26 protein-coding genes and 1 other annotated feature are annotated in these 25,403 nt (G+C 43.1%); of the genes, 7 read left to right on the top strand and 19 right to left on the bottom strand.

What is annotated here, in order from left to right; all coding sequences use genetic code 11:
- Positions 1-75: 75 nt before the first annotated feature.
- The 7 genes from pulA to pepV form a co-directional block, all read right to left on the bottom strand.
- Positions 76-2,259, bottom strand: a complete 2,184-nt coding sequence (gene pulA / locus GFC28_RS16235; protein ID WP_044745887.1) for a type I pullulanase — start codon at positions 2,257-2,259, stop codon at positions 76-78.
- Between the two features lie 117 nt (positions 2,260-2,376).
- The gene (locus tag GFC28_RS16230) at positions 2,377-3,315 is read right to left on the bottom strand and encodes a nuclease-related domain-containing protein (RefSeq protein WP_044745886.1); all 939 of its coding nucleotides are present in this window, start codon (positions 3,313-3,315) and stop codon (positions 2,377-2,379) included.
- A 41-nt stretch (positions 3,316-3,356) separates the two neighbouring features.
- The gene (locus GFC28_RS16225) at positions 3,357-4,037 is read right to left on the bottom strand and encodes an LrgB family protein (RefSeq protein WP_044745885.1); all 681 of its coding nucleotides are present in this window, start codon (positions 4,035-4,037) and stop codon (positions 3,357-3,359) included.
- The gene (locus GFC28_RS16220) at positions 4,037-4,438 is read right to left on the bottom strand and encodes a CidA/LrgA family protein (RefSeq protein ID WP_044745884.1); all 402 of its coding nucleotides are present in this window, start codon (positions 4,436-4,438) and stop codon (positions 4,037-4,039) included. The genes GFC28_RS16225 and GFC28_RS16220 overlap by 1 nt, the downstream gene beginning before the upstream one ends.
- Before the next feature lie 15 nt (positions 4,439-4,453).
- Entirely contained in the window at positions 4,454-5,011 is a 558-nt protein-coding gene (gene thpR, locus GFC28_RS16215; protein WP_044745883.1) for an RNA 2',3'-cyclic phosphodiesterase, read from the bottom strand.
- Between the two features lie 78 nt (positions 5,012-5,089).
- Positions 5,090-6,274: an MFS transporter gene (locus GFC28_RS16210; RefSeq protein WP_044745882.1), complete on the bottom strand. Its 1,185-nt coding sequence runs from the start codon at positions 6,272-6,274 to the stop codon at positions 5,090-5,092.
- Between the two features lie 89 nt (positions 6,275-6,363).
- Positions 6,364-7,776 (bottom strand): dipeptidase PepV, encoded by a 1,413-nt coding sequence (pepV, locus tag GFC28_RS16205; protein ID WP_044745881.1) that lies wholly within the window; start codon positions 7,774-7,776, stop codon positions 6,364-6,366.
- A gap of 427 nt (positions 7,777-8,203) precedes the next feature.
- On the opposite strand from pepV, the gene GFC28_RS19035 reads away from it, so the two are divergent.
- Complete coding sequence (locus GFC28_RS19035) at positions 8,204-8,425, top strand: DeoR family transcriptional regulator (RefSeq protein WP_080862041.1); 222 nt, start codon at positions 8,204-8,206, stop codon at positions 8,423-8,425.
- A 116-nt stretch (positions 8,426-8,541) separates the two neighbouring features.
- On the opposite strand, the gene GFC28_RS16200 is transcribed toward GFC28_RS19035, so the two are convergent.
- The gene (locus GFC28_RS16200) at positions 8,542-9,288 is read right to left on the bottom strand and encodes a pseudouridine synthase (protein WP_044745977.1); all 747 of its coding nucleotides are present in this window, start codon (positions 9,286-9,288) and stop codon (positions 8,542-8,544) included.
- 116 nt (positions 9,289-9,404) lie between these two features.
- On the opposite strand from GFC28_RS16200, the gene GFC28_RS19890 reads away from it, so the two are divergent.
- Positions 9,405-9,710, top strand: coding sequence for a hypothetical protein (locus GFC28_RS19890; RefSeq protein WP_082063806.1), 306 nt, complete (start codon positions 9,405-9,407; stop codon positions 9,708-9,710).
- Positions 9,711-9,733: 23 nt separating this feature from the next.
- Here GFC28_RS19890 and GFC28_RS16190 read toward each other — a convergent pair whose 3' ends face one another.
- Positions 9,734-11,356, bottom strand: a complete 1,623-nt coding sequence (locus GFC28_RS16190; RefSeq protein WP_044745880.1) for a putative polysaccharide biosynthesis protein — start codon at positions 11,354-11,356, stop codon at positions 9,734-9,736.
- Positions 11,357-11,473: 117 nt separating this feature from the next.
- On the opposite strand from GFC28_RS16190, the gene GFC28_RS16185 reads away from it, so the two are divergent.
- Entirely contained in the window at positions 11,474-12,742 is a 1,269-nt protein-coding gene (locus GFC28_RS16185; protein WP_044745879.1) for a BaiN/RdsA family NAD(P)/FAD-dependent oxidoreductase, read from the top strand.
- A gap of 9 nt (positions 12,743-12,751) precedes the next feature.
- Here the strand turns inward: GFC28_RS16185 and GFC28_RS16180 are convergent, their stop codons facing one another.
- Positions 12,752-12,931 carry a sporulation protein Cse60 gene (locus GFC28_RS16180; protein WP_044745878.1) on the bottom strand — a complete coding sequence of 60 codons (180 nt, stop codon included), beginning with the start codon at positions 12,929-12,931 and terminating at the stop codon, positions 12,752-12,754.
- A complete protein-coding gene (locus GFC28_RS16175; RefSeq protein ID WP_044745877.1) occupies positions 12,919-13,431 on the bottom strand; it encodes a hypothetical protein in 513 nt (170 codons plus the stop codon). Before GFC28_RS16175 ends, GFC28_RS16180 begins: the two co-directional genes overlap by 13 nt.
- Positions 13,432-14,116: 685 nt before the next feature.
- Between GFC28_RS16175 and GFC28_RS16170 the strand changes: the two genes are divergently transcribed.
- Both GFC28_RS16170 and GFC28_RS20025 read left to right on the top strand, forming a co-directional pair.
- A complete protein-coding gene (locus tag GFC28_RS16170) occupies positions 14,117-15,391 on the top strand; it encodes a helix-turn-helix domain-containing protein (protein WP_044745876.1) in 1,275 nt (424 codons plus the stop codon).
- Between the two features lie 20 nt (positions 15,392-15,411).
- Positions 15,412-15,540 (top strand): hypothetical protein, encoded by a 129-nt coding sequence (locus GFC28_RS20025; RefSeq protein WP_255363034.1) that lies wholly within the window; start codon positions 15,412-15,414, stop codon positions 15,538-15,540.
- A gap of 82 nt (positions 15,541-15,622) precedes the next feature.
- Here the strand turns inward: GFC28_RS20025 and GFC28_RS16165 are convergent, their stop codons facing one another.
- The 6 genes from GFC28_RS16165 to GFC28_RS16140 form a co-directional block, all read right to left on the bottom strand.
- A complete protein-coding gene (locus GFC28_RS16165) occupies positions 15,623-15,928 on the bottom strand; it encodes a rhodanese-like domain-containing protein (protein WP_044745875.1) in 306 nt (101 codons plus the stop codon).
- Positions 15,929-15,995: 67 nt separating this feature from the next.
- Positions 15,996-18,413, bottom strand: a complete 2,418-nt coding sequence (gene leuS / locus GFC28_RS16160) for a leucine--tRNA ligase (protein ID WP_044745874.1) — start codon at positions 18,411-18,413, stop codon at positions 15,996-15,998.
- Between the two features lie 75 nt (positions 18,414-18,488).
- Positions 18,489-18,718, bottom strand: a binding site (T-box leader).
- A 100-nt stretch (positions 18,719-18,818) separates the two neighbouring features.
- Positions 18,819-19,394 carry a DUF2087 domain-containing protein gene (locus tag GFC28_RS16155; protein WP_044745873.1) on the bottom strand — a complete coding sequence of 192 codons (576 nt, stop codon included), beginning with the start codon at positions 19,392-19,394 and terminating at the stop codon, positions 18,819-18,821.
- A 122-nt stretch (positions 19,395-19,516) separates the two neighbouring features.
- Entirely contained in the window at positions 19,517-20,710 is a 1,194-nt protein-coding gene (locus GFC28_RS16150) for an MDR family MFS transporter (RefSeq protein WP_044745872.1), read from the bottom strand.
- A 377-nt stretch (positions 20,711-21,087) separates the two neighbouring features.
- Positions 21,088-21,243 (bottom strand): hypothetical protein, encoded by a 156-nt coding sequence (locus tag GFC28_RS16145; RefSeq protein ID WP_044745871.1) that lies wholly within the window; start codon positions 21,241-21,243, stop codon positions 21,088-21,090.
- 20 nt (positions 21,244-21,263) lie between these two features.
- The gene (locus tag GFC28_RS16140; protein WP_044745870.1) at positions 21,264-21,527 is read right to left on the bottom strand and encodes a YtzC family protein; all 264 of its coding nucleotides are present in this window, start codon (positions 21,525-21,527) and stop codon (positions 21,264-21,266) included.
- Positions 21,528-21,681: 154 nt separating this feature from the next.
- On the opposite strand from GFC28_RS16140, the gene GFC28_RS16135 reads away from it, so the two are divergent.
- Entirely contained in the window at positions 21,682-22,635 is a 954-nt protein-coding gene (locus tag GFC28_RS16135) for a tRNA modification radical SAM protein MnmL/YtqA (protein WP_044745869.1), read from the top strand.
- Positions 22,632-23,204 (top strand): tRNA 5-(aminomethyl)-2-thiouridylate-methyltransferase MnmM, encoded by a 573-nt coding sequence (locus tag GFC28_RS16130; RefSeq protein WP_044745868.1) that lies wholly within the window; start codon positions 22,632-22,634, stop codon positions 23,202-23,204. The genes GFC28_RS16135 and GFC28_RS16130 overlap by 4 nt, the downstream gene beginning before the upstream one ends.
- A 270-nt stretch (positions 23,205-23,474) precedes the next feature.
- Here GFC28_RS16130 and GFC28_RS16125 read toward each other — a convergent pair whose 3' ends face one another.
- A complete protein-coding gene (locus GFC28_RS16125) occupies positions 23,475-24,542 on the bottom strand; it encodes a tetraprenyl-beta-curcumene synthase family protein (protein ID WP_044745975.1) in 1,068 nt (355 codons plus the stop codon).
- Positions 24,543-24,567: 25 nt separating this feature from the next.
- Complete coding sequence (locus GFC28_RS16120) at positions 24,568-25,365, bottom strand: alpha/beta hydrolase (protein ID WP_044745867.1); 798 nt, start codon at positions 25,363-25,365, stop codon at positions 24,568-24,570.
- Between the last annotated feature and the right edge of the window lie 38 nt (positions 25,366-25,403).

Genomic DNA, 25,403 nt, shown 5'->3' with positions numbered 1-25,403 from the left:
CCTTCAACTCATAAAAAATAAGAGACAGCAATCACCTGATGTTTTATTTTCAGACAATAGCTGTCTTACTAGATTTTATATGTGATTTGCTTTTTTCGTCAAGTCAGTCATTTTCGTAAGAACAAACGTACTGATTCCCTGGACCTCAATCTCTTGTTTCACGATGTATAAAGGAGTCGTTCCGCTCGCGGTGTGATCGCACACGACATGCCATTCCTCCTCATCCGGAAGGGGTAAGCGCTCTGTTGCTTCTTGATTATGATGAATGACCAAAATATCGCTCCATGGCCCATATTCTTGCACGGATTGAAGATGATAAGCAATGACAGATGGCGGAGTCGCTTCAACCAATCGAAGATGTTTTTCGATTTCGGCAGACGTTGAAAAGCGGAAAGCCCGATGAAGCTTGCGCAGTTGAATCAATCCTGCAACATACCGCACATCCTTCTCATACAGGCTTTTTTGCCTCCAATCAAGCTGGTTAATGGCATCCGGAGCATTATAGCTGTTTTCTATCCCTTGCTTCGTCCGATAAAATTCTTGGCCGCTATGCAAAAACGGAATGCCTTGCGAGAGAATAACAAAAGCGGTGGCCAGCTTTTGCCGTTTCTGCCGAATCTCTTCACTTTCATCCGCATTGGACACGCTCATTTTATCCCAGAACGTGTGATTATCATGTGATTCAACATAATTGACCGCTTGCGTCGGGTTCAGAAACATCCCTGCTTCTTTTTTAATTCGCACATTGCCTTGGATCGCTCGCATCGCTTGCTCACGGAAAGCCATATTTCCTAATGCAAACCCCTTTTCATGAATAGCAAAGGTACTTCCTTTGACATGATCGCGAAATCTGTCATTAAAATACGCAATACAAGGCAGCTTGTCAGCGTTGTTCATCGTAGCTTTTTGCTCGGCAGGAAGAGGGGTCGGCAAATCCCATCCCTCGCCAAGCAAAAGTGCGGACGGATCGAGCGCATGGACGACGGCCTCCACTTCTCTCATCGTCTCTATATCTAACACTCCCATTAAGTCAAAACGAAATCCGTCCACCCCATACTCAGTCAGCCAAAAACGCACAGAGTCAACAATAAATTTTCGCACCATCCGCCGTTCCGATGCTATGTCATTCCCCACTCCTGTTCCATTGGACGGCATTCCATATAGATCATGTCGAAAATAATAACCAGGGACAATTTTTTCAAATGATGACTGCTCGCGAATATAGACATGATTATAAACAGCATCCATAATCACGCGAATTCCCTGTGCCTGCAACGCACGGATCGCTTGTTTCAGCTCCTGAATCCGCGCATATGGATCAAACGGATTAGTGGCATAGCTCCCTTCAGGAGCGTTATAATGCAGCGGGTTATAGCCCCAGTTGTATTCCTTCAGCGGGTCTTTTTCATCTACTCCAGCAAAATCGTTAAATGGAAGCAGCTCTACATGCGTTACTCCTAGCTGCGCTAAATAGGAAAGGCCTGTAGTTGTATTATTTGGCCCGCTTGTTCCGAGCTCAGTAAGACCTAAATATAACCCTTTGTGAGCCACCCCGCTATCGCCATGAATGGTAAAATCGCGAATATGCACTTCATAAATAATCGCATCCGTCGGGGACGATAGCGGCGGCAGCGTTGGCTTCGGCACATTTGTTTTCGCCAAATCGACGACAACCCCGTACTCTCCATTGACTGAAACAGCTATTGCGTATGGATCAACAGCCTCCCGCCAAACAAGGTTCACACATACTAAAAACGTATAATATCTTCCTTCAAGGTCTCCGGAAACTGTAGTCATCCATACTCCCTTTTCCATGCGCTGCAACGGAATTTGCTCCTGCTTTCCCTCCGCCTCATCAAGCAATTTCACCTTCACCTCTGTCGCCGTAGGAGCCCAAAGCTTAAAAGTGGTTGCTTCTGGAGTATAGGTGATACCAAGGTCATTCCCTTCGTAATAAAACTGTTCATCAAATTCTGCGGTGCGAATGACTGCTCCGATTTGCAAATCGGTAAAAGCACCGTGATCATCATAAATAAGATACCTCTGCCCGATCTCGACAGCAAAGTCGATCACACATTCATACTTAATACTCGTCCATAAATCTTCTCGCTTTGCCACTTGAAGCTGACATCGTTCCCCATTTGGCTTTTCGATAATAAAATTTCCGACCATTCCAGAATGATACGACTTCGGGACTAAAATCGTAATCACCGTCATCGCATCTAAATACGCTTCAAACGTTCGATGAACAGTTAACAAATTGGCACCTCCCGATATGAATAAACCCATTTTTTCATTTGTTTTGAGGATCAAGGAGGAAAAGACCTCGTACACGCTCTATTTTTTCCTTTCGCCGCTGAAAACTCCAACATTCCCTTAAAGCTGCTCGTCTTCTTTTTCCCACTCTCGCTCGTAATAATGGCTATAGCAGTGCTGCAATAAATGAGCGGCCGCTTTCAACTGAACGTGCTTAAGAGGAGTGGTCAATCCTCGCAATGAAGCAAACCACTGTTCATAGCGTCGTTTATCAATGAACTGCACATCGCTCGGTGCGTAACGGTAGTCAATATAACCGGAGCGGTTTAAAACCACCTTTTTAATGGGCAATTCGATTTGATAACGCTTATATAAATCCGAAATAATTTTTTCCATTCTCCGCAGAGAAAGAAGCGGATTCAACAGCTTTTTTTCATTTTCTCCGGCAATTTCTTTCCAAAATCGTTCCGCCGAGCCAACCATGATTTCTCCTTCCGCCAACGTAATACACCATGTGGCAGTCGGGCTCAATAAAATCACATCTAATTCGACAGGAGCGTTTTTCACTAAAACTACGGGCTTATATAAACATAAATACGTATCAGGAAAGCGTTGTAGAAAATATTTAAGCGGCTCTTCATAATAAAATTTTTTCTCAATCACTGATTCGTATTTCAACGTTGAGCTTGCCCATTTCATTTGCAATTGGAATAATGTATCGAGAAATAGCAATTTTAGATCATCAATAGTTTTAGGCTCTGTGATAAAGACTGAGGAAATAAAATCGTCCTCAGAAGAAGGGCTTGTTTTTACTTCCTCTTCCTGCTTCCATTCCGAACCCTGGAACCATCCTTTGACTGTTTGGAAAATTGAGCGCTTCTCCTCGAGCCATTCCCACGAATCATTGTCTGAGACATTTTGGCTTGCTTCTCCACTTTCCCATTGTTCCTTCACATTCTCCCATTGCTTTTTCTTGAGACGGATGAATTCACTCGCATAGCGGTATACATCGTTTTCATATCTTGAAATATAATCTTGAAGCTTGATTAATTGTCCCACACAAGCAACCCCCGAACTCATCAGTTTCTTTTTCTATCTTTCTATAATAAAACAGAAACAAATAATGGACAAAGGAAAGCAGCTAAAATAGCACTTAATGTCATCGCAATCGAGCTGATCGCGGCTGCTTCCTTTCCGATTTCCAACGCTTTAGCCGTTCCAACACCATGAGAAGCGGAGCCAAGCGCAATTCCAACACCAAATGGATGCGTAATTTGCAAAGCCCGCAATAACGGCGGTCCAAATACCGCTCCGAAAATCCCGGCAATCATCACATAAACAGCGGCTAAAGCCGGAATGCCGCCAATTTCCTTTGCAATATCCATGGCGATTGGCGAAGTGACGGATTTGGGAAGCAAAGAGAACAACACCTTTTTATTCAGATGAAACAAAACCGAAAAACACGCTCCGCTTACAATCGCGATCATGGCGCCTGCACAAACCGCCTGAAAAATAGGCCAAAATTGACGTTTCAGCGTCTGACGATGATGGTAAAGGGGAAAGGCAAGAGCAACTACAGCAGGACCAAGCAATCGCCCAATCCATTGTCCTCCTTCCATATAGGTTTGATATGGAAGATGAAACCACAACAAAGCCGCAACGAGGGTCCCTGTAGTCGTCACAATCGGCAAAAGAAGCGGTGTATAAAAGCGAACATATAATTTTTTCATGACTTCATAAACAACAAGGGTTAATAAAATAAAGCCGACAGCTCTTTCCATTATCCATGCATCCCCTTTGTCTCCTGATGAATTTCTGTTTCTTTTTCAGCTTTTTTCGCTCGCCATTGCCCGATCGCACCGCTTGCTGTCATGACCATTACCGTGCTGATCATCACAACCGCGATCGACAGCAAGCCTCTTCCCTGAAAAAGGGAGAGGTAATCAATAATTCCAACAGTGGACGGAACAAATAAAAGCGGTAAATACGACAACAGAAACTGGGCTCCGTCACCAAGCCAGCGCTCTTTGACGACGCCTGACATCAACAGGAAAAACAACAACAGCATCCCGATGATGCTGCCTGGAATCGGCAAATGAAACCAATGCTGCAGCCACACGCCGATCCCATACAGCCCATATAAACCAGCCACTTGTACTGCTATAATCAAGGCTCGTTTCATGCTGTTCCTCCCTTTCTAATGGCTGAGCGGAAATAAAGCAATGGCTTCATATTTGGGCACTCGGTCAAGATGCGTTCGATACAAAATCACTTCTTTCACGGTAAAACAGCCTTGAACACGCTCAAAGCTTTTTAACTTCTCTAATGAAAACTCTTCCTCCCCCTGCCATTTGCGGGCAATCGTAATATGCGGAGCAAATGGGCGTGCATCTAGCGTAAAACCAATATGTTCACATGCCCCATATACATCATTTCGCAGAGCAATAAGAGCCTGTTCTTGTTCCACCGTCTGCCACAGAATGCGCGGTGCCCGAGGCTGACCGAAAATTCCAATTTCCGCAAGCGTTAACGAAAAGCGTTCATGCTGTTGCCCGATTTCGTGTAATTTTTCGCAGACCGCTTCCCCCTTTTCCGTGGGCGTCTCTCCTAAAAATGCCAAAGTTATATGGTAATCCTGCTGATGCACCCATGTGCGAAACGGGAAATGCGATTTCACGCTTTCACTCCATTTTGCCAGCTGCTCCTTTATCTTTTCTTCTAATGTAACGGCGATAAAATAATGCGTCTTGATCATCAGCTTTTACTCCCATCTACAATAACATTTGATTTTCTAGATTTTATCAAATTCTATTGGATAAAAAAAGGACATCCCTTAAGAGATATCCTTCATCCTTTTTCTGTCCCATAATGCGATGATGGCTAAAATGGCTAAACCAGCCACTGTTAATAGGCTAAAAAACCAATAAATATCACTGGCATGGCTCTTGTCTAAAATGTAGCCGCCGATCACTGTACAAAACCAGCTGCCCAGTCCATTGCTGACTGCTGAATATAGCGAAACAGCCGTCACTCGAACGCTCTCCGGTGCCGTTTCCCGTACGTATTGCAAAGCTACTGGAATAAACAAACCGACAGAAAAGCCTTGAGCAACGGTGGTCACATAAATGAGCCAAAGCGGCGGCTCAAAGAAATAAAAGAACCAACGCAACGCTGAAACAGTCGCAGCAAAGGCTAAAATCGTGATCATGCCATACCGGCGGGTCAGTTTGTCTGTCATTTTCATAAACGGGGCTTCACTTCCAGCAGCCAATAAAAAGGCAAAACCGACTCCTGTCAGCGTCCCTCCCATTTCTTCCACAAACACCCCGAAATAAAAGTTGTTTGCATAAATCGGACCGAATACGAGAAAGGCCGCCGCTAAAAACAAAACAAACTTTGGAATCTTAAACAATTGCGCCATTCCGCGTACAACGGCTGTATTCATGGAATGACCTTCACGCGGCAGCTTCCAAGCAAGACCAGCTGACAATAACAACATAAAAGCGAGTATATAAAAAATAGCAACAAGGGAGAACGTTTCCGAAAGCCAGCCGCCGACAAGCCCTGCAAAAGCAAAGCCGATGGATCCCCATAAACGTATCGATCCATAATTTCCTGATGTTTTTTGCACATAATTTAATGTAATGCTATCAGAAATCGGTACAATCGCGCTTTGGGTAAAAGCTAACAGAACAGCCATAACCACAATCCACGTATATTGATGCACCGAAGAGTACATAACGCTAAATAAAGCTGTAAGCACAAACGCTGTCGTGAGCACGGTCACTGGCTTTTTCGTATAATCGCAAATCATTCCCCAAAGCGGTTGAATAAAAATGGTCACAATCGGACTTATCGACATAATCATCCCGATTTCCGTTCCTGAAAGCTTCATTTCATTTTTTAAATAAACAGATAACAAAGGAAAGAATGCCCCAAAACCAAAAAATGTACAAAAATAAACAAGTAAAAATACGATTTTCAATGGCAATATCTCGCGCCTTGCCGAGACCTCCATACTCCCCACGTCCTTTCATTCAGAAAAAACACCGCCCAGCACGGAGCGGTTATGGTTTCTTTCTATTGTAATGCGTTTTGAAAAGCTTTTCATTTCGCAAGTTCATAAATGGCCTGAGCATAAATCGCTGTTGCCTTCAGCAAATCGTCAATGATCATGTACTCATCCTTTTGATGAGCGACATCCGGTCTTCCCGGAAAAAGCGGTCCAAACGCTACTCCCGCTTCTAGAGAACGGGCATACGTTCCACCGCCAATCGAAAGAAGCGCCGCACGTTCTCCAGTTTGCTCTTCATATACACGCTGCAGCGTTTGAACAAGCATATGACGGCGATCGACATAATGCGGTTTGGAGTCGCTAAAATGGGTAAGAGAAAACCCGTATGGTTTTGCTGTTTGCTCAATCACTTGCTTTGTTTGTTCCAAATCGTTCGTTACCGGATAGCGCAAATTGATTCCGATCCTACCTCCCTTGCCCTCATGGTAGGAAAGAATGCCGACATTCACCGTAAGATCGCCGGTCATATCGTCAGAATAAGCAATCCCGAGCTTTTTCCCGCGAGAATCATCACGAAAGTAACGATCAAGAAATTGGACAAATGCTTTTGCTTGAGCATCAAGCGGCATATTCGCTAAAAAAGCAGCAAGCAACACTCCCGCATTCTTTCCTTGATCCGGTTCCATCGCATGGGCTGAAACTCCTTCCACCTGCAACGTTATTCCGTGCTCATGATTGATCGCTTTTCCCTTTACATGAAAGTCTGTTAGAAATTGCTGAAAACGCTGTTCCATCTCAAGAAGCAGCTTTGTTTCCGCGCGCAATTCCGCTACAGCCAAATCAGGAACCATATTATAACGTCTTCCTGCTTCTAACGATTCAAGCCGAATGCTTCCATTCTCATTGTCGGCCGCTGTGATTTGCTCCAAATTCAAATCAACAATTCCTTTTTCAGCGTAAATAATCGGAAAGTCTGCATCCGGCGCAAATCCCATTGTCGGCATTTCTTCGTGCTGAAAATAATGATCTACGCAGCGCCATTCGCTCTCCTCATCTGTCCCAATAATCATGCGCACGCGCTTATGAAGCGGCAAGCCAAGCTCCTTCACAATCTTCATCGCGTAAAATGCTGCCATCGTCGGCCCTTTATCATCAATCGCCCCGCGCGCATATATTTTTCCGTCGCGAATGTCCGCAGCAAACGGATCACTTGTCCAACCGTCGCCAGGCGGAACTACATCAACATGGCATAAAATGCCGATTAATTCATCCCCCTCTCCCATTTCTAAATGACCGGCAAATCCGTTCACATTCTTAACAAGAAATCCTTCCTTTTGTCCCTTTTTAAGCAAAAATTGCAGCGCTTCATCGACCTCCTTTCCAAAAGGCTGCGAGGCAGTCGCGCTTTTTTCATCCAACACGCTCGGTATTCTTAAAAATTCTTGTGTATCACGAATCAGTTCATCTTTTCTTTTAAGCACTTCTTCCAGCCAATTGATTTGCATATCTGCCACCTCATTTCATGGTCTCTTTTGCTAACAAAAATAAGTAAAAACAAGGAATAATAAACATTTGTGTCACATTATATCTTGTATATAGTAGCTTGCCCCGACAGCAGAAAAAATGGAGCGACTTCTTTTTCATCAGCGCTCTAAGTTCTATTTCCTCATTGTATGTAGCAGAAAAAGCTTATTTTGGTTCATAAAACCATGTTTTTTTCAATCATAACACAATCAAGTAAAAACAAACATATTTGTTACAAACAAATGAAAAATGTTGAAATATTTTGTAAATCACAATAAATGTGTAGCATGTTTTGGTCTATTTCGTGTAAAATAGTAGTAAAAGAAAAACAACTAGATATAATCTCTCATCTTAGAAGCAGCGATGATGTTGTGCCATGCGAATTATGTAAGGATAGGGAGTGGTCTTTTGAAACCTTCTACTCATCGGATGCTAACGCGGATTAAGTCTGTTTACATGTTTATCAGCGAGAGAGGAACTGTAACAACGCAAGAGCTCGTTGATGAATTCGGCATCACTCCAAGGACAATTCAGCGTGATTTGAACGTGTTAGCATATAATGACCTAGTTCGCAGCCCAAGCAAGGGCAAATGGACGACAACCAATAAGAAGGTGAGGATGTCCTCTTAAGTCGGTCATTAGAAAAAAGGTGAGAGGTTATAAAAAAACAAAACGGTCATTAGCCTCAACATGCCGTAACCATGAATGAAAGATCATGAATATAGAAAAGGAACCTTATTCAAGATTTAAAGGTTCCCTTTTTTTATTTCATGTGCTGAAACATTTTTCAGCATCTCTATTTCCTCTTCTGTTAATTCTCGATACTCCCCAAGCGCCAGCGACGGATCAAGCGCAAGCGGCCCCATTTGAATGCGTTTCAGATAAACAACGCGCTTGCCGACTGCTTGAAACATGCGTTTCACTTGATGAAATTTTCCCTCCGTAATGGTCACTTCGACATCCGAACGAGTCCCAGCTTTTAAAATCACCAATTCAGCCGGCTTGGTTTCATACCCATCATCCAAAATAACACCGCGACGAAATGCGGCAATATCCTCCTCATTGACTTCACCGTCAATAACCGCAAAATAGGTTTTTGGCACATGCTTTTTCGGAGACAACAGCTGATGAGCAAGCTGTCCGTCATTTGTTAATAAAAGCAACCCTTCTGTATCTTTATCGAGCCGTCCTACTGGAAATGGCGCAAAGATTTGATCTTCTTCTTCAAGCAAATCGACCACCGTTTCTTCCATGTCGTCTTCCGTTGCTGAAATTACTCCAGGCGGCTTATTCATCATCAAATAAACAAATTCTTTATACTCTACCTCTTCCCCCCAAACCGTAACGATTTGCGTCTCTGGATTCACCTGTGTTTTCGGATCTTTCACGATGACACCATCCATTTTTACTACGCCGGACTTCAGCAGTTTTTTTACTTCTTTGCGCGTTCCATATCCCATATTCGCTAACATTTTATCAATCCGTAAACTCAACATAAACGCTCCTTTCCTAATTTTATCAAAAGTATGAATTTAGACATTTGCCTATTCCGCATCCTCCCATCCTTACATACAATACTTAAGAATAATAAAGAAAGGGGAATTTGCCTATGAGCAATTACTATCAATATTACTACCAGCAACAGCCATATACAGGAGGATTTCCAGACTATCCAGCGGAGGCGGACACCGGATACGACAACCGATTCCCTACTAGCCCAGCTCCAAGCGGTTTTCCAGGCGGTTTTCCAGGCGGCTTTCCAGGCGGTCATCCTGGACCTTCGGGAACGCTGGAACAACGCTTAAATCGAATGGAACGAACCATTGAGCGACAGGGCGAGCAAATTAACCGACTTAATCGCCGTCTTCAACGCGTCGAGCGTCGTCTTGGCATTCCTCCTACAGGTCAATTTTAAAAACGGAGACAAAAGAAGGCGGGTCACGAAACCGCCTTCTTTTTCCGTTGTAAAAAGGCAAAACGATTGCCAAATAAAGAGGAAATAAGCCCGAGCCGCTCGCTTAGCCAGAAATAGATCCCAGCACCAACCGCCGCACAAATGATCACAATGACCACTGATTCGACTTTTCCGCCGTTATAATGGAACAGCCATTGACATAAATGAAGCATAACAACCGCTCCGATCGACATAATCGCTGTCAAAATCATGACTAAAATTGTGCGCCGAATAACAAAATTGTAACGGTATTTTGTGTATTTTTGGATAATAAATAAATTAAACACGACCGAAAGAAAATATCCAAACGTAGTAGCTAAAATCGCTCCAATGGTAGCGAACTTTGTAATGAAGAAAGTATTTAGTGAAAGCTTGACTAATAATCCAAGCGTCAAACTTATGACTGTAAAGCGCTGCTGGTTGATACCCTGCAATACGGCAGCGGTAACAGAAAACATCGCGAATAAAATCGCCGCCGGCGCATACCAGCGAAGCACTTGCTCGCCGAGCGGATCGTAGTTGTAAAACGCCGCATACATCGGCTCTGCCAAAATGGCCATCCCGACGACCGCCGGAACCGTTAAAAACATCACCACTTGAAACGTCTGATTTAAATATTTGCGAAACGATTTCCGGTCACCGGAGATATAAGCTTTCGTAATCGTTGGAATCAACGTCAAACCAAATGATGTCGCCAGCGTCACAGGAATAATGACAAGCTTTTGCGCCCATACATTAAAAATGGAATACGCTTCTTCGGAAATTTTCGCAAGCCCGATGCTGGCCATCGCTCGGTTAAAGGTAAATTGGTCAATCAGCTGATAGAGCGGTGTCGCGAGCCCAACAAACACAAACGGAGCGGCATACATAATTAATTCTTTATACATATCTTTTAAAGAAGGATGAAGCTGCCCCCGGTCTTGTGTGAGCAATTCGGCCAAATGCTCTTTACGTTTCCACCAATACCAAATTAATATGGCAAGTCCGCCTAGAGCGCCAATAAATGCCGCAAATGTTGCCAAGCTAATCGCTGTGACAAGCGACCCATGCAAAACACGCAGCACGATGTAACAGCTGGCCAACAGAAAAATAATGCGGATCAGCTGTTCTACTACCTGTGAGGCAGCGGTCGGTCCCATTGACTCGTGCCCTTGGAAAAATCCGCGGATTAAACTCATCACTGGCACGATCATTAAAGCGAAGCTGACAGCGCGAATGACGGTAACAACATCAGCAACGGAATTTCCCTCTACTTGTTTATCAATCACAAATGGAGCGATCCAAGGTGCGATCGTATAAAGAGTCGCACAGGCGGCAATGCCGGTGATCGTCATTAGCAATAGCCCAGAGCGAAACAGCCGATAGCCCGTGCCGTATTCCCCTAGCGCATTGTATTTTGAAACAAATTTCGAAACCGCAAGCGGCACTCCTGCTGTAGCAAGGCTGATAAAAATTTGGTAGGGCACATATCCATACGAATAAAGCGCTCCACCCCGTTCTCCGACAAGCGGATAAAACGGAATGACATACACTAAACCAAGAATGCGCGACAGCATCACACCCGCTGTCAAAATAAATGTTCCACGCAGCAATTTTGAAGCTGACATAACATCCCTTCCCTAGAGTGCATCTTTTCACAACTACTGTATTTTATCACATTTGCGGGCAAGTCGAGAAATTTTCATCTCTCGACTATAATAGAAAAAGAAAGGTTGGTGAAGCAAGTGAAGTATGATGTCATTGTGATCGGAGGCGGACCATCGGGATTAATGGCAGCGATTGCGGCCGGTGAGCAAAAAGCGAACGTCCTTCTTATAGATAAAGGGGACAAGCTGGGGCGCAAGCTTGCGATTTCTGGAGGCGGACGCTGCAATGTGACCAATCGGCTACCTGTTGAGGAAATCATCAAGCATATTCCAGGAAATGGACGTTTTCTGTATAGCGCGTTTTCGATCTTTAACAATGAAGACATTATTCAATTTTTTGAGCGGCTTGGCGTTTTGCTGAAAGAAGAAGACCATGGCCGAATGTTTCCTGTATCAGATCATGCACAATCTGTTGTCCAAGCGCTAATCAATGAACTGGACAATCTTAACGTACATATTCGCCTGAATACACCAGTTGCTGATGTGGAATATGAAAATGGAAAAGCGGTCGGCGTTACGTTAAAAAATGGAGAATTTATTGCCGCCAACAGCGTCGTCGTCGCCGTTGGCGGAAAATCCGTTCCTCATACGGGATCGACAGGAGACGGCTATGCATGGGCGAAAAAAGCCGGGCATACCGTAACAGAACTATTTCCGACAGAGGTGCCGATCATCTCCAATGAATCATTTATTCAAGAGCGCATATTGCAAGGACTCTCCCTGCGCGATATCGCATTGAGCGTTCTGAATCAAAAAGGAAAAACGGTTGTGACCCATCGAATGGATATGATTTTTACCCATTTTGGTATCTCCGGTCCGGCTGCGCTCCGCTGCAGCCAATTTGTCGTGAAAGAGCGAAAAAAAGCAAATGCGGTAACGATGAGTATCGATGCGCTTCCTGACGAAAACGAAGAAATGCTGTTTCAGCGCGTGGTTGCTACCATCAAAAATGAGCCAAAAAAAGCGATCAAAAATCTCTTAAAAGGACTCCTTCCCGAACGCTATTTATTATTTTTATTAGAAAAAAACCATATAGATCCGCAAGCATCGGCAAGCACGCTCGCTCATGAAAAGATTCGCGCCTTCATCTCAAGCTGCAAGCATTTTATGTTCCATGTCCACGGCACTTTGCCAATCGAAAAAGCGTTTGTGACGGGCGGAGGTGTATCGGTAAAGGAGATCCATCCAAAAGAAATGGCATCCAAGCTAATGGAGGGACTTTATTTTTGCGGCGAAATTTTAGATATTCACGGCTACACGGGTGGATATAACATTACAGCCGCCCTTGTCACCGGACGGCTTGCGGGAATGAACGCGGCAAAACAGGCTTTACTACATCGGGCTTAGCCATTTTCGCTAGGCCCGATAAATGACCATCGCTGAAAAGCAGTAAATCTGCTCTCCCTCTGACTCCATTAGAGCCACATCATATTTAATGTCGATAAGCTGCCCTTCTTTTAATCCTGATAAAAATTGATTGACGGATATTTCTAAATCTTTTTCATGCTCTTCATCAAATAATTTTACTTTGTACATTTTGCTTCGATCATCTCCCTTAGTCCTTTTTCATTTAGCCCTTTCTGGCAAAATTGAAAGGAAATCCGTTTCAACCGCTTTGTGCGGTCAATGATCTGGCCAAGATGATAGGAGGTGTGTTCCACTACATGGTACATCCGATGCATATCGACTCCCTGATCCCATTCCAGCCGTTTTTCCACCTCCGCTCGCCATTCATTGAATATTTCTTGCACATATTCGCATAATTCCCCGGAAGTCCAGTGACCATTTGGAAAATATTCTTCTATTCCATTAGAAAATTGGACCGTTGGCTTCGAAAGTTGCAACGCGTTTCTGTGAATATGCTCACAAATATGCAAAATGATTCCGCCAATCGAATGGCTTTCTTCCGTTTCGCAACACCATATTTCGTTTTCGTCCAAGCATTGAATAGCCGCCAGCAGCTTCGGCAAATAATGATCGCACATTCGATGAAGCGAAATATGCAGAAATAGTGGCAAGCTACGTTCTAGGCCCATTTTCATTCTCCTTTCTATTGAATCAACTTGCTTCTTACACGCGATCACTGCAAATGTATTGTTTATTTCCTTAAAGATATCGATTTTCCTCTTTTTGCTTCGGAAGAATCAAACGACAATATTTTGCTTTTTTTCACTACTGAATTAAAATATTGATAAAATATTTTCTTAACAAGTTTTTTTCACTCATTTTTCATCTTTTTTTAATATCGAACAAACCACGAACATCCGTAAATCGAATAGACGAATTTATTTTCCACGATTATTAACAATCCATGAAACTGCTATTTAACTGCTATTTTTCCGATTCAAGACCAAATGAAAAAATAGCGGACTGCATTTTTTAGTTTGATTTGAATATTAATATGATTAGGAATATAATGGTGACTAAGCGAAGGAGTTTTTTCATTTTTTGAAATTGCTTAACAACCTAACATTTTCTCAATATAGCTAATCCACTCCATGTATAAACACCATTGAAAGGACCTATTTTTATAATCTAGAAGATCTGTTCTTTTTCGACTAAAAGCGGCAACATCTATGACTATCATCTTATTTTTTAGGACATAAACATGAAATGTACGTTATATGACCATGTTGAGAAAATGCTGTCGAAAAGACCTAGCTATTAAAAGAAGAGGGCTTTATTTTCTCAATATAAAAAAAGGGGGGTAGGCATTGATTTATGTACATTTTGGGAGATAATATAGATATAGACATCGGGATGATTATCGCGATTAATCGTCAACAAAAAGGCATGACACAAGAAGAACTATCCAAAGGGATATGTTCCGTTCCGTATTTAAGCAAAATTGAAAACAACAAAATCACTGCCAATGAAGAAATTATTGTGCTGTTATTGTCGAGATTAGGTCTCAGCTACGACAACATCGTTTCTGAGCAAAAGCAATTAAACGAGGATATTTTGGCGTGGTACCAGGCGATTATCGATCGCGACACAAGCCAAGCAGATCAATATGCCCATTCTTTGTCTGAAAAAATCGAATTTATCGAAAATATCAATCTCGTTATTCATTACAAGCTCACGTTATTGCGTTACCATCTTTATAAAAACCAGCTATCCTCCGCCTTAGAATTGATCGATTATTTCACCAAGATTAAAGGAAAGCTGACAAACGGGCAGTTGCTTTATTTCTATTGCTTTTACGGCATTTATTTATGCATGAATCAGCAATATGAAGAAGGAATCCAAAAATTCGAAATGGCCAAAAGCATTAGCGATAAAATGCGCTATACTGAGCCTGAACTAATCTATTATTTAGCGTTGACTTACTGTCATTTATATCGCCCTTCATTAACATTAATATATGGACATCAGGCACTGGAATTATTCGATTCTTCTTCATATTATTTAAGAAGTATTGACTGCCAAATGATGATTGGTATCAGCTATGTAATTATCCAGCAATTTCATCAAGCAAAATATTACTTTGATAATATTTTAAATATTTCAAGAAAGCTAAAATTACCTGATATTATCGGAAAAGCATTGCACAATCTTGGCTATTTATATACAACAAAAGGGGATTCATCTAAAGCGATTGATTATTATTTAAAAAGTTTGAACTATGAGAAAGATGAGCTTGATTACTTAACGACTACTTACTACTTAGCTAAAGAATATGTTCTAATTAATGATATCGCTTCAGCAACAAAATGGATTGCCGATGCACTCGAAAGGTTAGAACAATCTCCTATTGCTGAACATTTGTTGCACAAATTTTATTGCTTGCATCTAGAAATATCAGGAAAAGAGGAAGAACTAAAAATATATCTTGAACAAACTGTTATTCCTTTTTTCGAAAAAAACTATGACTGGATGTATTTGACCGACTGCTATGAAAAATTGGCGGATATGTACGCCAAGCAGTTTTTCTATAAAAAAAGCAGTCATTACTATCAATTAGCTAATAAAAAAAGAAAACAATATATTATTTAAAAGTTAAAGGAGGAAATCATATGAAAAGAAAGATTTTCGCTTCAATTCTTGCCCTTGTAACCGTATTGGGAGTAGGATTGACTGTATCAAATGACGGTCAATCCAAAGGCACTCCAGTGCAACCAAACATCGTTTATCCTAACTATTGATCTAAACCTTTTAAAACTTTCAGCGACATTTTTTAGGCTGATGTCAGTTGATGACATCAGCCTCTTTTTTGGTTGCGGCATTTTATTCTACTTCTCCCTCCCATGCCAGCATGCCGCCGACCATATTGCAAACGCTGTAGCCCAGCTCCTGAAGGTAGCGGCAAACATTTTCGCTGCGCACCCCAGAGCGGCAAATAAAAATGTATTCCTCTTCCTTATTGAATTCTTCTAGACGATGTGGAATCTCGCCCATTTTGATATGTTTCGCTCCCGGAATCATGCCATACGCTACTTCTTCGTCTTCACGCACATCGATTAAATTTAATTTTTCCCCTTTTTCCAGCCTTTGTTTAAGTTCCTCTGCTGTTATTTCTTTCATTTCTTCCATTTCTTTTTCTCCTTTCTTTTTAAAGCAAGTCCCTCACAGCCTGAAAGAGTGAGGGACTTGCTTTTGATTAATTGGCCACAATATTGACTAGCTTACCTGGAACGGCAATCACCTTACGTATCGTTTTTCCGTCGAGCTGTTCTTTCACTTTTGCGTCCTCTAAGGCTATTTGCTCCATTTGTTCTTTTGAAGCATCCGCTGGAACACGGAGCTTCGCGCGCACTTTGCCGTTCACCTGTACGACGATTTCTATCTCATCTTCGACTAATTTGGTTTCATCATATACAGGCCACGCTTCATATGCAATCGTATTTGTATGGCCAAGCTTTTCCCATAGTTCTTCGGCAATATGCGGACAAACCGGAGATAACAATTTCACAAACCCTTCCATATACGCCTTTGGTAGAACAGGAGCTTTATACGCTTCGTTAATAAAGACCATTAATTGGGAAATCGCTGTATTGAAACGAATGGCTTCGTAGTCCTCAGTGACTTTCTTCACCGTCTGATGGTATACTCGCTCAAGCGTATCCTCTTCTGCCTGATCGACGATTTTCGGATTGAGCTCGCCATTTTCCTCAACAAATAATCGCCATACACGATCCAAGAAACGGCGGGCACCATCCAAGCCTTTTGTCGACCAAGCGATCGATGCTTCGAGCGGCCCCATAAACATTTCATATAAACGCAATGTATCGGCCCCGTGGCTTTCGATAATATCGTCTGGATTGACGACATTTCCTTTTGATTTACTCATTTTTTCGTTATTTTCGCCAAGAATCATTCCTTGGTTAAAGAGCTTTTGGAATGGCTCTTTTGTCGGCACCACGCCGATATCATATAAAAATTTATGCCAAAAGCGCGCATATAGTAAGTGCAGCACCGCATGCTCAGCTCCGCCGATATAAATGTCGACCGGCAGCCATTTTTGCAATTTTTCAGGATCAGCCAGCTGCTCGCTGTTGTGCGGATCAATATAGCGCAGGTAATACCAGCAGCTTCCCGCCCATTGCGGCATTGTATTCGTTTCTCGGCGACCTTTTTTGCCTGTTTGCGGATCAACGACATTGACCCAATCCTCGATATTCGCCAGCGGCGATTCGCCTGTTCCTGACGGTTTAATTTCAGTTGTTTTCGGAAGCATCAGCGGAAGCTCTTCCTCTGGCACTGGCGTCATCGTACCATCTTCCCAATGGATGATCGGAATGGGTTCGCCCCAATAACGCTGGCGACTAAAAAGCCAGTCGCGAAGGCGATAGGATACTTTCTTCTCGCCTTTTCCGTTTTCTTCAAGCCATTCAATCATTTTCTTAATGGCTTCTTCTTTATTTAAACCGTTTAAAAAGCCGGAGTTCATATGCTCACCATCGCCTGTATACGCTTCTTTTGTCACATCGCCGCCCGCGACGACTTCCTTAATCGGTAAGTTGAATTTTTTCGCAAATTCATAGTCGCGTTCATCATGTGCTGGCACCGCCATAATCGCGCCTGTGCCGTAGCTCATTAACACATAATCAGCAATCCAGATTGGCAATTTTTCTCCATTTACTGGATTGACCGCATAAGCGCCTGTAAATACACCTGTTTTTTCTTTCGCTAAATCCGTTCGCTCAAGATCGCTTTTGCTTTGAATTTGCTGCAAATAGGCTTCTACTGCTTCTTTTTGCTCAGGTGTCGTAATTTGGGCTACGAGCGGATGCTCAGGAGCAAGCACCGCATACGTTGCGCCAAACAATGTATCCGGACGCGTGGTAAATACGGTAAATGTCTCGTCATGTCCGTCGACGGCAAAATGGACATTGGCTCCTTCTGAACGGCCAATCCAGTTGCGCTGCATTTCTTTAATGCTTTCTGGCCAATCCAGTTCCTCCAAATCCTCAAGCAAGCGATCTGCATAAGCTGTAATGCGAAGCATCCATTGCTTCATCGGCTTGCGGATTACCGGATGCCCACCACGTTCGCTTTTTCCATCAATAACCTCTTCATTCGCCAAAACCGTTCCAAGCGCCGGGCACCAATTGACAGGCACTTCATCAATGTAAGCTAAGCCTTTTTCATAAAGCTTTAAAAAAATCCATTGTGTCCATTTGTAGTAATTTGGATCAGTTGTATTGACTTCGCGATCCCAATCATAAGAAAATCCTAGCGATTTAATTTGCCGGCGGAAGTTATTAATATTTTGTTCCGTAAACTTGGCCGGATCGTTTCCAGTATCTAACGCATATTGCTCAGCTGGCAAGCCAAACGCATCCCACCCCATTGGATGAAGCACGTTATATCCTTGCATGCGCTTCATTCGCGCTAAAATGTCAGTCGCTGTGTATCCTTCTGGATGCCCGACATGAAGGCCGGCTCCCGAAGGGTAAGGAAACATATCAAGCGCATAAAATTTTTTCTTTCCTTCCTCTTCGCTCGTCTTAAATGTTTTGTTTTCTTCCCAATATTTTTGCCATTTTTTCTCAATATCAAGATGATTAAAGCTCATGTCACGTCCTCCCATCTTTCTGCTTCTATTTCCACAGTGTTAACAAAAAAGAAAATAAAAAACCCCTCGCCCTTCACAAGGGACGAGAGATTGAACTTCCCGCGGTACCACCCTGTTTAGCGCACAAAAAACGTGCGCTCACTCGATTCCTTAACGCAGATTCACGGCGAACATTATTAGGCAAAACAGCCGTTCATATTCGCAACTCAAAGGCGAGTTCATGAACAAACTTCGGTTGACTTGCACCATCCGTCAACTCTCTGCATTCCGTATTGCTCACTACTAATCCTTTTCACTGTTATTTGACAATATTTTATTATAATCATTATTTTAAGAAATTTATCAGTTTGTTGCAAGTAAAGGAAAAAAATAAATGAGGCCCATCCTCTACTCCTCTTTTTCCTGTTATTCCTTTGCCCACATTTCTTCCGGATTTAGCTCATAAATGCCATTTTCGCGATACATATAGTTGTGAATAATAAATTCGCGGCGAATCGTCGCATAGTCATCATGAAATTTTTTAATATACTCATTTAACTGCTTTTCTTCATATTTCTCTCCTTTTTTCAGGCCTTTTAGCATGTGCTCCAGTACGATCAGTTTCTTTTTACGTTGAGCTGGAAGATGCTTCAGCCGTCCTTCGCACGTGAAGAAATGGTCAATAACCTTTTGCCGTTCTGCCGCTTCTTTTCTATCTTTTTCCTTCTCCGCTTGCTCCGTTAAATCCGTTAACGCTGCTGCGTAATGATCAATCACTGGCTTATTTAAATAAAAATAAATGGTATTGCCGTCGCGCCGTTGATAAACGACATTCACTTCTCTTAGTTTATGCAGATGATGGGTAATGGTCGGGGGAGTCAAGCCAAGTTTTCCTGCGATTGCCTGTCCATGCAATGGCCCCTCAGCAAGCAGCTTTATCATGCGCAAGCGCGTCGGGTCACCCATCGTTTTAAAAAAGCTCACTAACCGGCTTAATTGCATCGGTTACGCCTCCTTTTCATCTGTCACCCTTAAAATTCGATATAAATCTAATTAGATATATATCGAATTAATGGCGCATTGTCAATAAAAAATAAAAAACATTCGGAAGAACTCCGGATGTTTTAGACAGCAGCTTTTGTTTCGATTGGACTTTCTTGCTTAAGCTTGCGGTCATAAATCGCTGTCGTCAAAATGGCAATAAGAACAAAAACAAATAGGATCGCAAGCAGTGGCTTCATTCCAGCATGATCCACAACCAAACCGCCAAGAACTGGACCGATCATTCGTCCTGCCGTTGCCGTGCTGTTCACAATTCCTTGATAAAATCCTTCCTTTTCCTGTGATGCCAGCTGGCTGGCCACGGTTGGAATCGCGGGCCAAACCATGATTTCAGCGATTGTCAACACAACCATCGCGGCAACAAAGTGCCAAAATGCACTCGCCTGCCATAAAATCAAAAAGGAAAGGGCAAAAATAAAAAAGCCAACGATCATTTGCGGCTTCAGTTGATTGGACCAACGGCTTAACAGTTTTCCAAGCAGCGGTTGCGCCAGCACAATCAGCACTCCGTTTATGGTCCAAAGCAGGCTATATTGCCTTAATGAAAGGCCAAGCTGTTGGGTGTAAGCCGCAACAGTCGTAGACCATTGAACATAGCTTAGCCAGCATAAAAAATAACCGGTGCATAAAATCAAAAACGCGCGCCACGCCGTTCGTGAATGTATAGAGACAGAAGCAGCATTTTTAATGGATGGTTTTTGCCCACTCTTCCATTGAACAGGCTTTAATCCAAAAAGAACAACAACCAAAAACAAAAGGTACATAAGAGTATTTGTGATGAAAATCCACTCAAACGAATAAGAAGCAATCCAGCCACCGAAGGATGAGCCAGCGGCTACCCCAATGTTGATCGCCACGTAGACTGCATTGAACGCCCTTCTTCCTCCTTCTGGCCAAATTGCGCCTGCATAAGCATTCACAACCGGAAAAACAATGCCAGATCCCAATCCGATCACGGCAAGTAAGATAGGATAAGCAGGCCATCCATGGAAAAAGATGAGAAAAACAATAGCCGCTAAAGTCGTCACCGCTCCTAGCATTAATGACCGAAAGCCGCCCCATTTATCAAATAAAATCCCACCGAGCAGATTGCCAACGATCGTCGCAGCAGAATTCAGCATGAGCACAACCCCAGCTACCGCCAAAGATTTATGCAGCTCTTCATGAACATAAATCGCATTTAAGGGCCATAAAAAAGAAGCCCCTGTTACGTAAAAAACCATCCCAATCAGCAGCATCCAAAGCTCACGGGGCATACAAGTTCCTCCTAAAATGATTTCCATTTCCAAATTCATTGTATTCGTTTTTCAAAATCAACGCAATCAAAAAGCAATAGCGGCTTTGATACACATGGCGGCGATATAGAAATAAACTCGTGGGCCCAAAACTCATGGTCAGGAGGCAAGCGGTGCTTACCTCAGCCACGCCAAAACGCCGAAAGCGGACGATCGGCTGCTTACATAGGGAACAAAATATAGAAGCACCCAAGTTCTATCGCTCATCTCATCGGTGCAGGCAATGCCTAAAAAAATGGAGCTCGATTTTTTCTCCTTTCTGTTCAAGCTTTTACACCGCTTCCTTTCCACAAAAAAAGAGCTTGCCTATACATAAAAATAGGAAGCTCCTCGAACTCTTATGATTCGATATGCTGTTTCGATTTTTGCGGCTGTCCGCCCGTTTGCTCATACGCTTTTTTAGACTGTTTGACGGGGTCAAACTCTTTTCCTAATTCGAGATCGTTATGTCTCGTGGTTTGCTCAGGATTGTTTTGCTTGGAGCGTTTTTTCATGTTACCGGTTCCTCCTTTATTTAGTGATCCAGCAAAATCATGTCATTTTGCAGCTGCTCCAATTGCAATCGCATACGATGCAGCTGTTCACGCTGCTGGGCATTACAGCTTAAAGCCAAATGAGCTAAATCGTTTACTGTATTTTCAAGCATTTGCTGGGCATTCGTGTATTCCGTATCGTTATAATGCTCCTGCTTTTGCGCTTGATGATATTGATCCTTCGCATAGCGAACGACATCCTCGCAATGCTGTAAAAATTGTTCAACTGATTGCCGCGTTGCCATTCTGTCCCCTCCAACTGAAAAATAATCATTTTCCACTTTTAATGTGCGCGATTCTTGTTTCCATTATGACGTTAATGATTGGCAACGGTCGATTTTTCATAAAAATCATGCTACAATGCTGAAATGACATGATGCAAACAAAAGGGGGATGCTCATGAACCCATTTCCATATACGACAGACCATAAACGCTATCATACATGGAACTATCACCTGCGACAAACATTTGGTCATAAAGTGTTCAAAGTTTCACTTGATGGAGGCTTTGATTGCCCTAATCGCGATGGCACAGTGGCTTATGGCGGATGTACCTTTTGCAGTGCAGCCGGTTCTGGCGATTTCGCGGGAAATCGTTCGGATGATTTAGTGACTCAATTCCATCATATTAAAGAAAAAATGCATGCTAAATGGAAGGAAGGGAAATATTTAGCCTACTTCCAAGCTTTCACCAATACACATGCTCCTGTTGAAGTGCTGCGCCAAAAATATGAAACCGTGCTAGGCCTAGACGGGGTCGTCGGTCTATCGATTGCCACCCGCCCCGATTGTTTGCCAGATGATGTCGTCGAATATTTGGCAGAATTAAATGAACGAACGTATTTATGGGTCGAGCTTGGCCTGCAAACCGTCCATGAACGAACAGCGCTGCTTATTAACCGGGCTCACGATTTTTCTTGCTATGTAGAAGGAGTCAAGAAGCTTCGCAAGCATGGGATTCGCGTTTGTACTCATATTATCAACGGATTGCCGCTCGAGAATTATGATATGATGATGGAAACAGCTAAAACAGTGGCTGAGTTAGATGTCCAAGGAATTAAGATTCACTTGCTGCATTTGCTAAAAGGAACGCCAATGGTGAAGCAATATGAAAAAGGATTGCTGAAGTTTTTATCTTTTGATGAATATATCCAGCTTGTTTGCGACCAGCTCGAAATTTTGCCTCCTGAAATGATCGTCCATCGCATTACCGGAGACGGTCCCATTGATTTAATGATCGGGCCGATGTGGAGCGTTCATAAATGGGGGGTTTTAAATGCTATTGACGCCGAACTGACAAAACGCAATAGTTATCAAGGGAAATACTGCACAAAGGAAGGGACAACGATATGAAGCTTGCACGCATTCTCCCGTTTGCCCGTTCGCTGATTGACTTAGCGGTTAAAAAGGGAGACATCGCCGTCGATGCAACGGTCGGAAACGGCCACGATACTCTATATTTGGCAGAACGTGTCGGAAAAGAGGGTCATGTGTTTGGCTTCGATATTCAAGCACAAGCCATTCAAAACACAATGGAACGCCTACAAGAGCATGGGGTAATGGAGCAAGTAACATTGTTTCAAGCGAGCCATGACCAATTAATTGAAAAGATTCCGCAGCGCCATCACGGGCAGATCACCGCCGCCATTTTCAATCTCGGCTACTTGCCTGGCGGCGATAAACAAATCGTAACAAAGCCGCATTCCACCATTCGAGCGCTCGAACAGCTATTACAAATCATGGCACCGGAAGGCATCATCGTTTTGGTTATTTATCATGGGCATCCCGAAGGAGCGATTGAACGGGATGCACTGCTTAAGTATGTGCAAACATTAGATCAAAAGCAGGCCCATGTATTGCGATATGAGTTTATCAATCAAATCAACAGCCCGCCATTTATTGTAGCCATTGAAAAAAGATAAAAGCCCCACAAGCGTTGATCATCCAAGAACGGCAACCGCCCCATCCAGTTGCCCGCAAAGCGTTCTTTAAGGCTGGGCGACTGCGAAAAAAAGCGCGGAATCCAGCAACACCGATTCGTTTTATTGATTGATCCACACATCTAGCTCGGCTTCATTCTTTGTCTGTTCAAAGTTGGATGCGGAATGGATGAAGTTCAAAATAAATAGGAGACCAACTCAAAATGGACTTCGTCTACCATAAAAAGGGCTGTCCAAGCTATGGACAGCCCTTTACTTTGCCCATTTCTGCCATGCTCGATACATGCGCCCATTCCAGTAAAAAAAGTGAGAAATAGCTCCGCCGCAACGGATCAAACGCTTGGCCAATCTTTGTACTTCACGCTGTTCATTCACCTTTCCATCTGATAAATACAGCCCTAGTAACCCGCGATGGATCAGCCGATGAAAAGCTCCATGCGGCAGCTCCTCCACATGGCGATCCGCCTCCTCGATAAAATGACAAAGCCGTTCAAATAAAGCCGCGTCATTCGGATAATAAAAGCAAAAATTCAGATCTCCGCCGTTACGGTCCTCTTCTTGATCAATAAAATAATCAAGCAAAATGTGCAGTCCCTGAATATAAGGAAAATAACCGTTACGAACGCGCAAAGCCATCTCATCGTTAAACGAATCGGTAAATGCGTAGGCAACTAGGCAAAAAATTCCAAGAGTCGAACCGGAACAAGCGGAAAATTCATACCACTCCATCGGTGGAAGATGATGTTTATGCTCTTCAAACCACCGTTCAAGGCGCGGTACCCGTTCTTCTTGCTTCACATGCTTATGTACTTGCAAATTGCAATAATAGCCTGCCAGCTCCTGCAAAAATGGAGCAATAATGTGATAATGCTTCACTTGTTTCAGCACATTTTGGCAGGTATGAACAAGTTCCCAAAGGTAGCCGCCATCATTTTGTTCATTGCGATGGCGATAATAATTGAAAGGAATCGCGTCAGTCCGCAGCGCATCTGGCATCGAAGCATGCAATGTTTGAAAATCAAGCGGGTCAAGCGATGTGCTGCGGTCACATAAATTATCAAGATAATCGCTAATGGTTTGGTAAGCTACAATAAAACGGATACAGGGCGCTATATCCTCTTCAGCCAATAACGCTAAAATAGAACCTCCCTCACAATGAAAGGTTTTCGTTTCAATACTGGCCAGCGCTTGCCTTCGCAGCTCCGGATCAGGAATTGCCTCGGCTTTTCGCTTCCAATATGCTAATTCGCGGTGTACGACAGGAAATACATCGCGATAAACTCTCCTCATTAAAGAAACTGGATGCTTCGGAATACTCAACAAGCTCACCCCAACCTCATGCCGTTTACAATGTTTTTTGCAGCTGCAGCTGCGTTTCTAAAAATGCCTTTGCGTATAAAAAGACCGCTTCACGCTCCGGTTCATTAAAAATTTCATGGTATAGTAAATTCCATTCCTTATACACCTTTTCTGATACTGGCAATTTGTCAAACCATTCTTTTACAACTACTTTATCCACAATTTTATCGTTTCCGCCCTGCATGAGCAACAATGGAATATCGGAAATTTTATGAATTTTGCGAGAGGCTATTTGCATCGCTTTCACTAATTCACGATACCAGCGAACAGATACCTTCGTGACATAGAGGGAATCATTTTTATCCATCTCGCGTACTTCTTCATTTCTTGTCGCTGCTTCTACTGACAGTCCTGAGTCAAACAGCATGGAAGGAGCGATATGGTTTAATACCTTCGATAATAGATCCAAGCCTTTAGACGGATAAGTGACTAACCCTAAGCAAGGTGAAGATAAAATCGCGCCTTTGACAGGCAAGCGTTTCTCCTGCAAAGCACGGATGACCACAAGTCCCCCCATGCTATGCCCAAGCAAAAAAATCGGCAACTGAAAAGCTTGGGCCGCCTTAATCCAGTCTGCGACTTCATTGATATACTCATCAAATGATCCAATATGCCCTCTTTTCCTTCTCGTCGTGGTTCCCTGTCCTGGGAGGTCACCCATCACTACGTGAAAGCCATGTAAACGGAACATCTCGATCAGCCATTTATAGCGGCCATGATGCTCAGCCGCACCGTGAACGATAACCACCACCGCTTTTGCCTGCTCTGCTTCCCATTTCCACATGCCAAAATCCCCCTTTCGCATTTACGAATATAAAAAAA

Source organism: Anoxybacillus sp. B2M1 (genome assembly GCF_001634265.1).
GTDB classification, from domain to species: Bacteria; Bacillota; Bacilli; order Bacillales; family Anoxybacillaceae; genus Anoxybacteroides; species Anoxybacteroides rupiense.
The sequence above is the reverse complement of the archived record's forward strand: the minus strand, read 5'-3'. Positions and strand labels throughout refer to the sequence as shown.

What these genes read in the sequence shown, in the direction of transcription:
- GFC28_RS16225 (WP_044745885.1), bottom strand. Translation starts at nt 4,037, where the DNA reads ATGGAAAGAGCTGTCGGCTTTATTTTATTAACCCTTGTTGTTTATGAA.
- GFC28_RS16220 (WP_044745884.1), bottom strand. Translation starts at nt 4,438, where the DNA reads ATGAAACGAGCCTTGATTATAGCAGTACAAGTGGCTGGTTTATATGGG.
- thpR (WP_044745883.1), bottom strand. Translation starts at nt 5,011, where the DNA reads ATGATCAAGACGCATTATTTTATCGCCGTTACATTAGAAGAAAAGATA.
- GFC28_RS16210 (WP_044745882.1), bottom strand. Translation starts at nt 6,274, where the DNA reads ATGGAGGTCTCGGCAAGGCGCGAGATATTGCCATTGAAAATCGTATTT.
- pepV (WP_044745881.1), bottom strand. Translation starts at nt 7,776, where the DNA reads ATGCAAATCAATTGGCTGGAAGAAGTGCTTAAAAGAAAAGATGAACTG.
- GFC28_RS19890 (WP_082063806.1), top strand. Translation starts at nt 9,405, where the DNA reads ATGAGCAATTACTATCAATATTACTACCAGCAACAGCCATATACAGGA.
- GFC28_RS16190 (WP_044745880.1), bottom strand. Translation starts at nt 11,356, where the DNA reads ATGTCAGCTTCAAAATTGCTGCGTGGAACATTTATTTTGACAGCGGGT.
- GFC28_RS16180 (WP_044745878.1), bottom strand. Translation starts at nt 12,931, where the DNA reads ATGTACAAAGTAAAATTATTTGATGAAGAGCATGAAAAAGATTTAGAA.
- GFC28_RS16175 (WP_044745877.1), bottom strand. Translation starts at nt 13,431, where the DNA reads ATGGGCCTAGAACGTAGCTTGCCACTATTTCTGCATATTTCGCTTCAT.
- GFC28_RS16170 (WP_044745876.1), top strand. Translation starts at nt 14,117, where the DNA reads ATGTACATTTTGGGAGATAATATAGATATAGACATCGGGATGATTATC.
- GFC28_RS20025 (WP_255363034.1), top strand. Translation starts at nt 15,412, where the DNA reads ATGAAAAGAAAGATTTTCGCTTCAATTCTTGCCCTTGTAACCGTATTG.
- GFC28_RS16165 (WP_044745875.1), bottom strand. Translation starts at nt 15,928, where the DNA reads ATGGAAGAAATGAAAGAAATAACAGCAGAGGAACTTAAACAAAGGCTG.
- leuS (WP_044745874.1), bottom strand. Translation starts at nt 18,413, where the DNA reads ATGAGCTTTAATCATCTTGATATTGAGAAAAAATGGCAAAAATATTGG.
- GFC28_RS16155 (WP_044745873.1), bottom strand. Translation starts at nt 19,394, where the DNA reads ATGCAATTAAGCCGGTTAGTGAGCTTTTTTAAAACGATGGGTGACCCG.
- GFC28_RS16150 (WP_044745872.1), bottom strand. Translation starts at nt 20,710, where the DNA reads ATGCCCCGTGAGCTTTGGATGCTGCTGATTGGGATGGTTTTTTACGTA.
- GFC28_RS16145 (WP_044745871.1), bottom strand. Translation starts at nt 21,243, where the DNA reads ATGAAAAAACGCTCCAAGCAAAACAATCCTGAGCAAACCACGAGACAT.
- GFC28_RS16140 (WP_044745870.1), bottom strand. Translation starts at nt 21,527, where the DNA reads ATGGCAACGCGGCAATCAGTTGAACAATTTTTACAGCATTGCGAGGAT.
- GFC28_RS16135 (WP_044745869.1), top strand. Translation starts at nt 21,682, where the DNA reads ATGAACCCATTTCCATATACGACAGACCATAAACGCTATCATACATGG.
- GFC28_RS16130 (WP_044745868.1), top strand. Translation starts at nt 22,632, where the DNA reads ATGAAGCTTGCACGCATTCTCCCGTTTGCCCGTTCGCTGATTGACTTA.
- GFC28_RS16120 (WP_044745867.1), bottom strand. Translation starts at nt 25,365, where the DNA reads ATGTGGAAATGGGAAGCAGAGCAGGCAAAAGCGGTGGTGGTTATCGTT.